This is a genomic window from Crinalium epipsammum PCC 9333 (genome assembly GCF_000317495.1).
Classification (GTDB): Bacteria; Cyanobacteriota; Cyanobacteriia; order Cyanobacteriales; family PCC-9333; genus Crinalium; species Crinalium epipsammum.
This window is the reverse complement of record NC_019753.1, coordinates 236,464-250,550: the sequence shown is the minus strand read 5'-3', so window position 1 is coordinate 250,550 and position 14,087 is coordinate 236,464. Positions and strand designations below refer to the sequence as shown.

The following is a 14,087-nucleotide window of genomic DNA, read 5'->3' as shown; positions in this document are numbered from 1 at the left end:
TTTATGGCTAAAAAGAGCATGATTGAGCGCGAGAAGAAGCGCCAAAAGCTCGTTGATCAGTATGCAGACAAGCGGGCAGCTTTGCTTGAAGATTTTCAAAATGCTCCTTCTCAACAGCAGAAGGTGGCTATTCACCGCCTAATCCAACAACTTCCTCGTAACAGTGCGCCTACCCGTCTGCGGAATCGCTGCTGGGTTACAGGTCGTCCTAGAGGCGTTTATCGTGACTTTGGGCTATCTCGTAACGTAATGCGCGAATGGGCGCACCAAGGTTTGTTACCTGGGGTTGTCAAGTCTAGCTGGTAGTTTTAACTATCAGTTTATCCTGTGGGCTACAGCTATCAGCTATCAGCTAGTTGTTGATTGCACTAAGTACAATAACAACTAAAAAATTTACCTACTATGGTTGATGCTGACTGCTGACTGCTGACTGCCAAGGTGTTAGCTACCACAGCAACGGTCAATTCCCAGACTATCTAAGAGTAAATCGCTCACAGCATTAGCGATCGCAAACTCGCTAAAAAAGCTTTCTCTAAAGTTAAAACTTTGCATTTCAGTCACGATGGCAATTACCAACGACCCCAAATCGTTTTCTCCTTCCATCCTCTGACGCACAAAGATTTGAGATGCACGCTGTGCAATCTGCTGATTAATAGCTTCTGGAATAAATTCTTGATCAAGCCATTGCTGCAAGGAAGTTTGCAGCCATACGCCTTCCTGTTGTGGATCTTCTGGTGGTGGTAGTGTAATTGATGGTATTGGTTCAGGCATATTAGCAAAAGCGCGAAAGCTGGGAGCGTTAAGCTGTTAATATCTTATCTGGCATTCTCATTTTGCCAAAAAACGGCACTGTTTAACTGCTTTCACACTAACTCAAAACAGGGTTTGAGGTAATATTTTCCCAATCCCATAAAGCGGATAAGAGTTTTAATTGCAGCATATATTTTATTTTCGCTCTTATTAACTCTTAAATCATATTAATTTAAGTTAATTTAATTTCTAATCTTTTATTACTAGCAGCTATTTTTAAACTATGAGCAATTTAAAAAATCAAGTAGTTAAAAGTTTTTTTATTCAGCAGATTCATGGAATATAACATTCCTGGGCTAATCGAGGGATATGCCCAAGGCTATTTTTTGATGGCTGATGATACTGGAAAAGTTGGTTGGTATTCAAGCCGCCAACGGGCGCTAATTCCTTTAGATGAAAGGTTTCGTTACCCAAAGTCGTTGCAGCGTGCGATTAATCAAGAGAAGTTTACTGTTGCCGTTAACCGCGATTTTAAGGCTGTGGTTGCTGGCTGTGCGAATAGGGAAACTACTTGGATTTCTCCAGAGTTAGAAAATATTTATTTGATGCTCTATGAAAGCGGCTTGGCGTATAGCTTTGAAACTTGGCAAGGTGATCAGTTAGCAGGTGGAGTTTTAGGAATTGTTATTGGTGGGGCTTTTATTGGTGAATCAATGTTTTACAGGATTCCAGAAGGCTCAAAAGTAGCTATGGTAAAGTTAGTAGAAAGGCTGCGCGATCGCGGATTCATCCTTTTCGATGCCCAAATGAATAACCCCCACTTGGAGCGATTTGGTGCTTATATCGTTGAGGATTCAGAATATCAAATACTGCTGGAACAAGCATTGCAGCGCCGTTGTTCTTTAGATGTTGATTAAACTGAGAAACAACTTTAAGTATTAGCAACTCCAAATCTTTTAATGCTTAATTATAGTAATTAAAGTAAAAATATTAATAAGCGGGTTCAAATATTAATTAGTATTAATTATAAAATTTCCTGTTCTAAATGCTTTGGCAGTTGCTATATATGGACAAGAACGAAATAGCAGGCAGACAGAAAGCTGAAAAAATTTTTGTGTCACTGCGATCGCAGTGACACTTAAGAGCGAGAGTAAAATTAGTTAAGAGATAGCTGCGATTGAATTTGAGCCGAATCTAGCGCACGACCGATGAAAACTAGCTGAGTTTGTCGGGGTTCTTCTGGTTGCCAAGGGCGGTCATAAAATTGCTCAAACCGATTTCCGACTCCCTGCAATACCAGTCGCATAGCTTTATTAGGAACTGCCACAAACCCTTTAATACGATAAATTTCCTGCTGTTGTACTAAAGCTTCCAACTGCTGTTTCAGCTTATCTGGGTCAAAAGCTTGGTCTAAAATCAAGTGTGTTGAGTTAATCTCGTGGTCGTGGTCGTGGTCTTCTTCGGTGTCGTGATGGCTAGGACGGGACTCTAAATTATCTTCTACTGCCGCTTGGAATCCCATCAAAATATCTGGACTTAATTTTCCCCCATCACTTTGCACAATTTTTACGGTTCTAGACAGTTCTTTTTTAATTAAATCCACAACTTCAGCTTGCTGCTGGGCATCGACTAAATCAGTTTTATTCAGTATTACCAAGTCAGCACAAGCTAGTTGGTCTTCAAAGAGTTCTTGTAGTGGTGTTTCGTGTTCCAGATTCGGGTCTGCCTTGCGTTCTTCCTCTACCGCCTCTGGATTGCTGGCAAAAGTTCCTGCTGCTACGGCTTCACAGTCTACTACTGTAATTACAGCATCAACTGTGGCAGCATTGCGTATTTCTGGCCATCGGAAAGCCTTTACGAGTGGTTTAGGCAATGCTAACCCAGAAGTTTCTATCACAATGCAATCTAGGGAGTCTCGACGCTTCAACAGTTCTTGCATAGTGGGCAAAAATTCTTCCTGCACTGTGCAGCACAAGCAGCCATTGGTTAATTCCACAATATTGCTGTTGGCATCAGCATCTTCTGGACATACTCCACAGGAACGCAGCAGTTCACCATCAATGCCGAGTTCACCAAATTCATTAACCACAACCGCAATTCTGCGTCCTTGGTTATTTTGCAGTAAATGACGAATTAGTGTTGTTTTTCCACTACCTAAAAAGCCAGTGATGACGGTAACGGGAAGTTTTGCAGCCATAATAATCAATAAACAATTAACAATAAACAATTATCAGTTAATAAATTAACGTTTTTCCTTACTGCCCATTTTTTTAGGGCTGACCCATCAAATATTAATTATCATTGCTCAATTAAAAAATGCCAGCACTACTTCATTCGCGGAGCCATTAATAATTGTTAATTGCTAAACAATCCTGAATGCTGGATGATGATGCGGACACCAACACCTAGCTTTCAGGATTGTTAGAAGTCAGGGAATATGGTAAAGAAGTTATCAGGCGATCGCAAGTAGATTTAAACTATTCAGCAGTTGCCAATTCTGTAGCGCCGCGAGTACGCTTGCGTGTCAAGGTGTTGAACAGCATTTGTCCAATTGCCTTAATTAAATTACCTTCTAGCTCGTTGAACATCTTCATGTTCATACCGAAAGCATCATTAGCTTCATTTACAATTCTATCGGCTGTAGCTTCATCAATGGGTAGCTCATCCATTGCCTGACGATATTTTACTTTGAAAGCTTTTTCATCAGGAATACTGTCAAATTCGTAGAAGGCAGTGCCATTGCCATCAGCTAGATTCATTGCGCGTTGAGCAATACCTTTGAGGATTTGACCACCTGATAAATCACCCAGGTAGCGGGTATAGAAGTGACCAACTAACAATTCTGGCGCTGTGTTAGATACTTCTCGAATACGATTTAAATAAGCTTGACCTGCTGCGGAAGGAGCGACTTGTTCGCGCCAGTTGGTGCCGTAGTAGAAATATAAATCTTCTTCTAAACTGGCTTTGCGGTTAAGTTCAGGGAAAGTCACCTTGGAGATAATGGGATGTTGCTTGTGGCGTTCCATCTCTTCTTCCATTGCAGAGTAAACAAAGTAGAGATTGGCTACGAGTTTGCGGTAAGAGTTTTTTTCTACAACTCCTTTTAAAAAACACTTGACAAATCCAACATTTTCCGCCATTGTGTGGGCTTTTTTAGTTCCTTCACGCAATTTGGTTGCTAAATTACTACTCATGCTAAATTTCCTATTTTTAAGGTTAACGCTGCTGGATGGTCAAAAATATCAATAGCCACTAATCCGTAAGATTAAAACGATTTGCTGAGAATTTTCATTAAGATTTCTAACAAGCCGAGCCAGCAACAGCACAATCATGTCTCAATCAGAGTCTTGAGAGTAAGGTAAGCAATAAAGCGTTGCGCTTTTGCTGGCAATCAGTAGATCTGTTCCATAAATTGGATAAATCTTGGATTTTATCCGCGTTTATCTGCGTTTATCTGCGGTTAATTTAAATCCTCAACTCCCAAAAAAAGATTTTTTCCCTCAGTGCAGTGAGAATGCGATCGCTATTTTCTCTCTCAGCTTAAGAAAATACGGTTAGTTTTTTAGCCTAACCGTATTCTGCAACCATTTTTTGAAATTTCCCCTATCTAAAAAATTTAGATATCGAGATCCACCAGATTTAAACGGGAACCGTAGGTTTCGATAAACTCGCGTCGAGGTGCAACGCGATCGCCCATCAATACGGTAAAGATCCGATCCGCCTCCGCAGCATCTTCAATTTCTACTCGCTTAAGGGTGCGACTTTCTGGGTTCATCGTGGTATCCCATAGTTGGGTTGGCATCATTTCACCTAACCCTTTGAAGCGTTGGATGGTGTAATTTGCATTACTAGGAAACTCGGTGGTTGTCAATTTAGTGAGTTCGCGCTCACTATAACAATAGTAATGATTGCGACCTCTTTCCACCTTATAAAGCGGAGGACAAGCAATATAAATGTAGCCTTCATCAACTAATGCTCGTTGATAACGATAGAAGAATGTTAACAACAACGTGCGGATGTGCGCCCCATCTACGTCAGCATCAGTCATAATTACGATCCGGTGATATCGTAATTGAGTTGAATCAAATTCTTCACCTTTTACGCCTAATCCTAGTGCAGTAATTAAAGCTTGAATTTCTGTGTTTTTGTAGATTTTGGCATCATCAGTTTTCTCAATATTGAGAATTTTACCTCGCAAAGGTAGAATAGCTTGAAAACGCCGATCTCTTCCTTGTTTGGCACTGCCTCCGGCGGAATCCCCTTCCACGATATATATTTCTGATTCGGTGGGATCTTTTGTACTACAATCTGCTAATTTTCCAGGTAAAGGTGAAGACTCTAAAACCGATTTTCTGCGGACTAATTCTCTCGCACGTCTAGCAGCTTCAGCAGCATTAAATGCTTGAATTGCTTTTTCTAAAATAGCATCAGCTACATTAGGATGAAAATCTAAATACTCTGTAAAAATTTCTCCTACTAAAGAATCAACAATTCCCCTAACTTCCGTATTGCCTAGTTTAGTTTTTGTTTGTCCTTCAAATTCTGGGTCAGGAACTTTAACAGAAATAACACCCGTCAAACCTTCCCGAATATTTTCACCACCAAGATTGGAATCTGCCTCTTTGAGCTTATTACGCTTGCGGGCAGTAGTATTCATAGTGCGCGTCAATACCGCTTTCAACCCTTCTAGGTGTGTACCGCCGTCAATGGTACGAATATTATTGGCAAAACCGAGTAAATTATCACTATAAGCATCAACACACCACTGCAACGCCACTTCTACTTGCACATTATTGCGTTCACCCTGAATATAAATTACTTCCTCATGCAGGGGTTGCTTTTCAGTATTCATGTAGGTGATATATTCACGAATACCACCTTCATAGCAATAGGTTTCTACCTTCGGTTCGTTGTTTTTGAGTAAGTGGATACGCTGATCGCTAAAAGTAATTTTTACACCAGCATTTAAGTAAGCCAACTCCCGCAATCTACCGGATATAGTTGTGTAATCAAACTCTATGCTTACAGTGAATATTTCTGTATCCGGTTTGAAGCAAATAGAAGTTCCGGTGCGATTTTCTTTAATAGGTTGGGCTTTCAGTTCTCCTATAGGGATACCACGTTCAAAACGTTGATTGTGTTCTTTCTTATCCCGCCAAACAGTAACTTCTACCCATTCAGATAAAGCATTAACAACAGAAATACCTACACCGTGTAGTCCTCCAGAAACTTTATAACCACCGCCACCAAATTTTCCTCCAGCATGAAGGATGGTCATTACTGTTTCTAAAGCAGATTTTCCGGTACGGGAATGGATGTCTGTAGGGATACCGCGACCGTCATCTGTTACACTAACAGAACCATCAGCATTGATCTGAACTTCAATATGAGTACAGTGTCCAGCCAGCGCCTCATCAATGGAGTTGTCTACAACTTCGTAAACTAGATGGTGGAGTCCTCGTGGCCCGGTAGTGCCAATATACATCCCTGGTCTTTTGCGGACAGCTTCAAGACCTTCTAAAACTTGGATTTGATCAGCGCTGTAACTGCTGGTCATAAAAAGATAGCTCCAATAATGACTATAAAGCCCACTAAGACGTAATTTAAGGCAAATCTAATCAAAATTGTAGCATAAAAGGGTTATAGGCGGTTTGAGGGCGCTTTCAGGAAAAGTTTGGTGGGGGGATGGATGTGCTAAGGATGGAGCATGAAGGGAAATCAGACAGTAGGGTTAATTGTGATTTGTGGTGCGACGGCTTCAGGAAAGTCAGGATTAGCTATAGCACTAGCTCAAAAACTCAAATCAGTCATTCTCAGCGCCGATTCGCGCCAAGTATATCGTGAGTTTGATATTGGTACAGCTAAACCAACTGTTGCAGAACGTCAATTAATTCCACACTATTTAATAGATATCTGCAACCCAACAGAAACATTAACTGTTGCAGATTATCAGCAACAAACACAAACATTAATTAATGATTTCCATCATAAAACTTCTTCTCCCCCCCTGTTAGTTGGCGGGACAGGTTTATATATTAAAGCTATCGTGCAGGGAATGAAGATTCCCAGAGTTGCACCACAACCAGAATTGCGATCGCAACTCTCCTCACTTGGTCAAACTCAACTTTATGCCATGTTGCAACAAGTTGATTTAACTGCGACCGAAAAAATTCACCCTAACGACCCAGTACGCACATTACGCGCCTTAGAAGTCTTCTATGTCACAGGTCGTCCTATTTCAGAACAACAAGGCGAAAATCCACCTGCTTATCCTATTTTACAAATTGGCTTAGACTGCGATCGCACTCAACTCACAAAGCGTATTGCACAGCGTACAGAGCAAATGATCGCCGCAGGTTGGGAAGCAGAAGTAAAAACCCTAATAGAAAAATACGGCTCTGAATTACCACTCCTAGATACTTTAGGTTATCGAGAAATGAAACAATATTTAGCGGGTGACATTTCTTTAAATCAAGCCAAAGAATTAACAGTTTTGCATACTCGTCAATTTGCTAAACGCCAGCGCACATGGTTTCGCGCCTATCCAGCAATTGAATGGTTTGACGCGGATCAACCAGATTTATTAAAAAAAGTATGGCAACGAGTACAAGAGTTTATTGAAATTCTGTAAAAAAGTTCAATAAACTCACATTTTTTTCATTTAAAGACTATCTGGATCAATACCCAGAGCTTTTAAACGCTCTGCTAATAATTGAGCGCGTTCTTCTGCGTGTTGAGAGCTTTGTTCTGCTTGTGCTGCTCTTTGCTCTGCTTGTGCTGCTCGTTCATCTCCTGTAAACAGAAGATTACCACCTTGATCGCACCAACGTAGCCACACCTCACGCTTACCCTCAAATACACCTTCCCACAGCGTTACACCTAACCCAACTTGCTCTAACCAAGTTTCGCTCATTTCTGCATAGTGTATTCCTCTAAGTTCAAATATTCGCAGCGTTGTTTCCCCCAACTGATGACTAGGATCAAACACGATATAGTAACTAACTCGCATTTGTTCATAGCGCCTCATTTTATTTCCTAGTTCATCTCCAACTCGATTAGAGACAATTTCAATTACTACCTCTGGCGGTTTACCAAATTGCCAGAGAATATAAGAACGACTTTGTTTTTCCCACCAATTCTCTGGAACTTGCACATTTAGACTGAGAAATACATCTGGAACTATGGCGGGTTCACTAGCTGTGTTGAAAATCCCGACATTGGCGGCGGCTAAAAAAGTCCGCCCAAGCCAAGAACTGTAAAGAGAGCCAGCTAATAGGCGTTGTTGCTTTTCAGAGGCAAAATTATCCACAGGTGTGTCATCCTCGGTTACTAACTGGTTCGCATCTGGTACCCAGTAGTCGTCTGAGATTAAAGCGGACTGAACCATGACGCTATCCTACAAGATCGCTATTCTTAGCTTAGTTCCTGACAAAAATCTTTGTCAGTCTTAACCAACTTAAAAATAGAAACTACTGGCATTTGCCAGCAGTTTCTGTTTTTTAACAAATTGTTAAATTTGTCAATGTTAATTTTAGATATTAGGGTTACAACCAAACATCTAAAATTGCCATTTTTAATGATGATGATCGTGGTGATGACCGTGATCGTGATCGTGGTGATGACCATGATCGTGATGCTCATGAGAATGTTGAGCTTGAATTGCTGCCAATTGAGGATTAACAGCAAGAGCTTGTTCTGATAGTAAAGCTTCTATCTGTGGATTAGCCCAATCAGCCGCCATTTTCAAGAAGTCAGGGCGATCATTAACACAAGGCATCTGGACATAAGTTACTTCAGGATGCTTACGACGTAAACCATGAATAATATGATCTACATCGAGCAGGGTTTCGTGGTTTTCAGTGGCAAAACCAAGAGGCATGAATACCAGTGCTGTAGCACCCAAATCTATGATATTTCGCGCAGCTAAATCTACATTTGGTTGAGTCCAGTCAATTAGAGGCGTGTCATGGTTGAGCCAACCAATTGAGATTAAAGGATACTTATAAATCAGCTTTTCTCTAACTAAATCAAAGAGAATTTGGCTCTCAGTAATACCCGATGTAAACCCTTTTGCTTTGTGCGGGCAACCATGATTCATTAGCACAATTCCCGTTTGAGAGGGTAAATGTGCTACTGCCAAATCTTTGGCGATTTTCTCCTCAACCATTTCGGCTAACAAATCAATGTAAGCTGGTTCATTGTAGAAGGAAGGGATATAACGCTGTCCTTTTACCCAATGTTCGCTTCCATCAGTTAAATTAACTAAGGCTTTGTTAACTTGTTCGACAGCAATACCACTGGTAAAGATAGAATCTACTACTAATAGTGGGTAAATAAGGATTTTGTCGAATCCTTCTGCTTTGATTTGGGTGAGAACTTGCTCAGGTAAGAAGGGAGCGCAAAAGTTAAAAGCTTTAAAAACTTTGATGCGATCGCCCCACTTTTGTTGTAAGTTCTTTTCTATCCCAGCGCGTTGCTGTTCAAAAATCGCATTATGTGGCGAAATAAAATGATCGTGCTGGTGACTCCACTCATGCAAATCAAACACTGCCAAAAGTTTAGCCAGTGGTGGATAAATCCAAGTTGGGACTGGAGCAAATTTAGCAGTAAGTAAATTTAAAGCTTGTTCATTATAGTTGGCGAAGTCTTCGTAGCTTTCTACTTCGCCATAACCCATTAGTAATACTGCAACTCTATCTTGAGCAGTAGATGAGTTTGGTGTTTCTTGTTGAATTTTTTCTGGGGTGGCAACCACGTTGCATTCCTCAAGGGTTGTGACATCTAAAAAAGAAGTGCGATTTAAGGTTAGGGCTTGTTTTCTATGGCTACAGTTCCTTAAACCACTGCTCCTTTTTTCTAGGTTAACATCCCCTCTGGGGGGATCACGTTAAAAATTTTGGTACTTAAATAATATTCAAGCTATTTTGGGGAAGCTTTCCATCTTCCAAGGGGGTGAGGGGCAGAGGGGCAGGGGAGCAGAGGGAGCGAATATATTCTTAAGCGAGCAGTATTGGGATGAATATGATGAGTGTAATTATTTGCCCTGGGGTACATCCTCCAGAACTGACTCAGGAGTTTCTGAGGAATTTGTCAGTAGCACCAGCAAATTTATTAATTTTTCCGACTGAAAAGTACCCGGCTTTCTCAGCAATTGATGTTTTACAGTTTTTAAAAGAAAATCAATCTTTAGATGTACCAGTAGTATTCATTGGTTTTAGTGCTGGTGTTGTTGGTGCTATCGGCGCAGCTTGGGGTTGGCAACTTTTAGGGGGAGAAGTTAAAGCTTTAATTGCTTTAGATGGTTGGGGCGTTACTTTAGCGGGAAACTTTCCAATTCACCGCCTTAGCCACGATCATTTTACCCACTGGAGTTCAGCTTTATTAGGTGCGGGTGAAGATAGTTTTTATGCAGATCCTCCAGTGGAGCATTTGGAGTTGTGGCGATCGCCCTACACAGTTCAAGGTTGGTGGGTACAATCAATTACAGGGAAATCCGAACACCGCAGATGGATAACTGCGGGTCATTTTTTGAATATGCTATTAGAGCAATACACAGCCATCAGCGTGAATAATTAACTTCTCACTGCTGAATCCTCACATTTACACCTCACCCATGTTGCCAACTGACCCCTCCACAGCTTCTCGTCGTGGTTTTAACGCTCTGTTCAAGAATCGACCTTTTCTCACGCTTTGGAGTGGACAGATATTATCCCAAGTAGCGGATAAGATTTTCTTCATTTTGCTGATTGCGCTACTGGTCGATTATAAATCACCAGTAGCTTTGAAAAATTCGATGCGGTCAGTGTTGATGGTCGTTGTAACACTACCAGCAATTTTCTTTGGTTCAGCAGCAGGTATTTTTGTTGATCGCTTTGATAAGCGACAAATTATGTGGGTGACTAATTTAATGAGGGGGCTATTAGTTCTAATAATGCCCCTACTACCTAAGCAGTTTTTAATTCTATTAATTATTGGCTTTTCGGAATCTATACTCACTCAATTTTTTGCCCCCGCAGAGCAGGCAGCAATTCCCTTGTTAGTCAAGCCTGAAAACTTGATGTCGGCGAATGCTTTATTTACTACGACGATGCTCGGTTCAATGATTGTTGGTTTTGCAGTGGGGGAACCTTTGTTAAGCTTGGCTGAATCTTTGGGTGGAGAGTACGGGCAAGAAATAACTGTCGGGGTGTTGTATGTATTAGCCGCAGGTTTACTTTATTTAATTCCCCTCAAAGAGCAGAGAAGAGCGAATTCTTTGGTCGCTGTTCACCCTTGGAGTGATTTTAAAGCAGGGCTAAAATATCTTCGCCAAAATCGTTTAGTAAGTAACGCAATGTTACAGTTAACAATTCTTTACTCAGTGTTTGCTGCTTTAACTGTCTTGGCAATCAATTTGGCACAGGAAATTGGGCTAAAGGAAACCCAATTTGGCTTTTTATTAGCAGCCGCAGGGGTGGGAATGATATTTGGTGCTGCTATTTTGGGTCATTGGGGCGATCGTTTCCATAATAAACCGCTACCATTAGTCGGCTTTTTGAGTATGGGGTTTGTGTTAGGGATGTTCACTTTTACAGAGCAACTGTGGCTGGGTTTGGCTCTTAGTGCCTTGTTAGGTTTAGGCGCTTCCATGATTGGTGTTCCGATGCAAACCTTAATTCAGCAACAAACACCTGAAGATATGCGTGGCAAAGTATTTGGTTTTCAGAATAATATAGTTAATATTGCATTAAGTTTACCTCTGGCGATCGCAGGTCCCTTGACCGATCAATTTGGTCTACGGGTTGTACTCTTAAGTATGAGTATGATTGTCAGCTTGGGAGGCATTTGGGCGTGGTATAGTACCCGCCAAGTTTTACAAGATGTCTTATAAAGAAAGCTATACCTGTGGTTAGTCGATGAGAAGATAATTTTTTGATTAACCTATCGACAGTGATGGTGTATCAGGACTAGACTTAAATACTAATCATCCTTAAGACGTAATTAAATAAAATTTCCGATTTAAAGTTAACTATTTTGTGAGGTTAAAGCGTGCGTTCAATTAGCATCTCTGAAACAGTAAGAGAAGCCCCTACCAAAGCCAGCACCCGCCAGGCAGGCGGATATGCTCTGATTGACAGTTTAAAGCGAAACGGGGTTGAGCATATTTTTGGTTATCCTGGTGGCGCAATCCTGCCGATTTATGATGAACTATTCAAAGCCGAAGCAACAGGTGGTATTAAGCATATTCTAGTTAGACACGAGCAAGGAGCGGCACACGCGGCTGACGGATATGCTCGTGCTACTGGTAAAGTCGGTGTATGCTTCGCTACCTCTGGCCCTGGGGCTACTAATCTGGTGACAGGCATAGCAACTGCTCAGATGGACTCAATTCCAATGGTGATCGTTACTGGTCAAGTTGGTCGTCAATCTATTGGTACGGATGCCTTTCAAGAAACAGATATCTATGGAATAACTCTGCCAATTGTTAAGCACTCTTATGTAGTGCGTGACCCTCGTGATATGTCGCGAATTGTCGCAGAAGCTTTCCATATTGCTAGTTCTGGTCGTCCCGGTCCTGTATTAATTGATGTTCCTAAAGATGTAGGGTTAGAAGAATTTGATTATATCCCTGTAGAACCAGGAGATATAAAGTTGCCTGGATATCGTCCCACAGTTAAGGGAAATCCTCGGCAGATTAATCAAGCAGTTAATTTAATTCGGGAAAGCAAACAGCCATTGCTGTATGTTGGTGGAGGTGCGATCGCATCCAATGCCCATGCAGAAATACAACAATTAGCCGAACTATTTCAAATTCCAGTCACCACAACCTTGATGGGTAAAGGTGTGTTTGACGAAAATAATCCCCTAGCTTTGGGAATGTTGGGGATGCACGGTACAGCCTATGCTAACTTTGCTGTGACTGAGTGCGATTTGCTAATTGCTGTAGGCGCACGTTTTGACGATCGCGTCACAGGTAAGTTAGACGAGTTTGCTGCCCGCGCTAAGGTAATTCATATTGATATTGATCCGGCTGAAGTCGGTAAAAACCGCGCTCCTGATGTTCCCATTGTGGGAGATGTCCGTCAAGTTTTGATGGATTTGCTGCGCCGTTGCCATGAATTAAGCATTACTGCTGATTCAACCCAGACGCAAGCTTGGCGGCAACGTATTGGGAATTGGCGGGAAGATTATCCCTTAGTTGCTCCTCAATATCCTGATGTGCTTTCACCTCAAGAAGTGATTGCAGAAGTTGGAAAGCTTGCACCTATGGCTTACTACACAACAGATGTAGGACAACACCAAATGTGGTCAGCCCAATTTTTGAAAAATGGGCCTCGTCGCTGGATTTCTAGCGCGGGTTTAGGCACAATGGGCTTTGGCTTACCTGCGGCGATGGGGGCTAAGGTAGCGTTACCTAATGAACAGGTAATCTGTATTAGCGGTGATGCTAGTTTCCAAATGAATCTTCAAGAATTGGGAACTTTAGCACAACATGGCATAAATGTCAAGACAATTATTATTAATAATACTTGGCAAGGAATGGTGCGGCAGTGGCAGGAAGCTTTTTATGAGCAACGTTACTCTTCCTCAAATATGGAAGTTGGTCAACCCGATTTTGTGTTGCTGGCGCAAGCGTTTGGGATTAAGGGAATGCGGATTCACTCTCGCGATGAGTTGAAAGATGCGATCGCAGAAATGTTAGCTCACGATGGTCCAGTATTGTTGGATGCTCACGTTAAGAAAGATGAAAACTGTTATCCAATGGTTGCACCTGGTAAGAGCAACGCACAGATGATTGGCTTACCAAAACGCAGCAAGCTGGAAGCTACAGAGTTAACTTACTGTAGTAATTGTGGAGTTAAAAACGTGCAGAGCAACAATTTCTGTCCTGAATGCGGTACGAAGTTGTAAATTGCAGAAACTGAGTGGATTTTAAAGAGGCGCGAGTACTCGCGTCTCTTTAATTCGTGGAAAAACTAATTATGCTAGAGTAAATGTAAATAAAAATCTACATTTATTGATTGGTTTTACTAGCGTTAACAATATACAGGTGATCAGAGTCAACTTCTATTTAAACTACCGTATAGGTGTTAATGAGAGGGAGTTGGGTTATTAGTCTTGAAGGATGGGTAATAAAAATGTTTATTAACTTTTTGTAATAGTTCGATATTAATTTTAAAAATTACCTAGTTTAAAGGCATCGCTAATTTTGGGAAGAAAAGGCTGATAATTTTGACAAATTTTATCTTCCTTCATGTGCGATCGCGCTGATTAATCAGATCAAAATAAAAAGTTGATCGTAAAGATACTAGCTCATAACAACACGCCCTTGGCGTTGAAACGACAATAATACATCA

Annotated in this window: 12 protein-coding genes; 6 read left to right on the top strand and 6 right to left on the bottom strand. The window is 41.3% G+C overall.

The window, feature by feature from the left end; all coding sequences use genetic code 11:
* Window positions 1–3: 3 nt before the first annotated feature.
* Window positions 4–306, top strand: a complete 303-nt coding sequence (gene rpsN / locus CRI9333_RS01000; RefSeq protein WP_015201344.1) for a 30S ribosomal protein S14 — start codon at window positions 4–6, stop codon at window positions 304–306.
* Between the two features lie 135 nt (window positions 307–441).
* On the opposite strand, the gene CRI9333_RS00995 is transcribed toward rpsN, so the two are convergent.
* On the bottom strand, window positions 442–771 hold the full coding sequence (locus tag CRI9333_RS00995; protein ID WP_015201343.1) for a hypothetical protein: 330 nt from the start codon (window positions 769–771) through the stop codon (window positions 442–444).
* Between the two features lie 314 nt (window positions 772–1,085).
* Here CRI9333_RS00995 and aat point away from each other — a divergent pair, with 314 nt between their 5' ends.
* Window positions 1,086–1,667: a leucyl/phenylalanyl-tRNA--protein transferase gene (gene aat / locus CRI9333_RS00990; protein WP_015201342.1), complete on the top strand. Its 582-nt coding sequence runs from the start codon at window positions 1,086–1,088 to the stop codon at window positions 1,665–1,667.
* Window positions 1,668–1,906: 239 nt separating this feature from the next.
* On the opposite strand, the gene cobW is transcribed toward aat, so the two are convergent.
* From cobW to gyrB, 3 genes are all read right to left on the bottom strand, one after another.
* Window positions 1,907–2,947 carry a cobalamin biosynthesis protein CobW gene (gene cobW, locus CRI9333_RS00985; protein WP_015201341.1) on the bottom strand — a complete coding sequence of 347 codons (1,041 nt, stop codon included), beginning with the start codon at window positions 2,945–2,947 and terminating at the stop codon, window positions 1,907–1,909.
* Between the two features lie 280 nt (window positions 2,948–3,227).
* Complete coding sequence (locus CRI9333_RS00980) at window positions 3,228–3,944, bottom strand: biliverdin-producing heme oxygenase (protein ID WP_015201340.1); 717 nt, start codon at window positions 3,942–3,944, stop codon at window positions 3,228–3,230.
* A gap of 422 nt (window positions 3,945–4,366) precedes the next feature.
* Entirely contained in the window at window positions 4,367–6,307 is a 1,941-nt protein-coding gene (gyrB, locus tag CRI9333_RS00975; protein ID WP_015201339.1) for a DNA topoisomerase (ATP-hydrolyzing) subunit B, read from the bottom strand.
* Window positions 6,308–6,457: 150 nt separating this feature from the next.
* Here gyrB and miaA point away from each other — a divergent pair, with 150 nt between their 5' ends.
* Window positions 6,458–7,381, top strand: coding sequence for a tRNA (adenosine(37)-N6)-dimethylallyltransferase MiaA (miaA, locus tag CRI9333_RS00970; protein ID WP_015201338.1), 924 nt, complete (start codon window positions 6,458–6,460; stop codon window positions 7,379–7,381).
* 30 nt (window positions 7,382–7,411) lie between these two features.
* Here miaA and CRI9333_RS00965 read toward each other — a convergent pair whose 3' ends face one another.
* Both CRI9333_RS00965 and CRI9333_RS00960 read right to left on the bottom strand, forming a co-directional pair.
* Window positions 7,412–8,137 carry a Uma2 family endonuclease gene (locus CRI9333_RS00965; RefSeq protein WP_015201337.1) on the bottom strand — a complete coding sequence of 242 codons (726 nt, stop codon included), beginning with the start codon at window positions 8,135–8,137 and terminating at the stop codon, window positions 7,412–7,414.
* A 186-nt stretch (window positions 8,138–8,323) separates the two neighbouring features.
* Window positions 8,324–9,505: a ferrochelatase gene (locus CRI9333_RS00960; protein WP_015201336.1), complete on the bottom strand. Its 1,182-nt coding sequence runs from the start codon at window positions 9,503–9,505 to the stop codon at window positions 8,324–8,326.
* Window positions 9,506–9,774: 269 nt separating this feature from the next.
* On the opposite strand from CRI9333_RS00960, the gene CRI9333_RS00955 reads away from it, so the two are divergent.
* The 3 genes from CRI9333_RS00955 to ilvB all read left to right on the top strand — a co-directional run bounded on the left by CRI9333_RS00955 (window position 9,775) and on the right by ilvB (window position 13,641).
* Window positions 9,775–10,326, top strand: coding sequence for a hypothetical protein (locus CRI9333_RS00955; RefSeq protein ID WP_041225812.1), 552 nt, complete (start codon window positions 9,775–9,777; stop codon window positions 10,324–10,326).
* Between the two features lie 37 nt (window positions 10,327–10,363).
* A complete protein-coding gene (locus CRI9333_RS00950; RefSeq protein ID WP_015201334.1) occupies window positions 10,364–11,620 on the top strand; it encodes an MFS transporter in 1,257 nt (418 codons plus the stop codon).
* A gap of 167 nt (window positions 11,621–11,787) precedes the next feature.
* Window positions 11,788–13,641: a biosynthetic-type acetolactate synthase large subunit gene (gene ilvB, locus CRI9333_RS00945; protein ID WP_390370096.1), complete on the top strand. Its 1,854-nt coding sequence runs from the start codon at window positions 11,788–11,790 to the stop codon at window positions 13,639–13,641.
* Window positions 13,642–14,087 lie beyond the last annotated feature (446 nt).

Bases quoted from the DNA above. Each gene is read 5' to 3' on its own strand.
- CRI9333_RS00995 (WP_015201343.1), bottom strand. From the start codon at position 771: ATGCCTGAACCAATACCATCAATTACACTACCACCACCAGAAGATCCA.
- CRI9333_RS00950 (WP_015201334.1), top strand. From the start codon at position 10,364: ATGTTGCCAACTGACCCCTCCACAGCTTCTCGTCGTGGTTTTAACGCT.
- CRI9333_RS00955 (WP_041225812.1), top strand. From the start codon at position 9,775: ATGAGTGTAATTATTTGCCCTGGGGTACATCCTCCAGAACTGACTCAG.
- cobW (WP_015201341.1), bottom strand. From the start codon at position 2,947: ATGGCTGCAAAACTTCCCGTTACCGTCATCACTGGCTTTTTAGGTAGT.
- aat (WP_015201342.1), top strand. From the start codon at position 1,086: ATGGAATATAACATTCCTGGGCTAATCGAGGGATATGCCCAAGGCTAT.
- CRI9333_RS00965 (WP_015201337.1), bottom strand. From the start codon at position 8,137: ATGGTTCAGTCCGCTTTAATCTCAGACGACTACTGGGTACCAGATGCG.
- gyrB (WP_015201339.1), bottom strand. From the start codon at position 6,307: ATGACCAGCAGTTACAGCGCTGATCAAATCCAAGTTTTAGAAGGTCTT.
- rpsN (WP_015201344.1), top strand. From the start codon at position 4: ATGGCTAAAAAGAGCATGATTGAGCGCGAGAAGAAGCGCCAAAAGCTC.
- CRI9333_RS00980 (WP_015201340.1), bottom strand. From the start codon at position 3,944: ATGAGTAGTAATTTAGCAACCAAATTGCGTGAAGGAACTAAAAAAGCC.
- miaA (WP_015201338.1), top strand. From the start codon at position 6,458: ATGAAGGGAAATCAGACAGTAGGGTTAATTGTGATTTGTGGTGCGACG.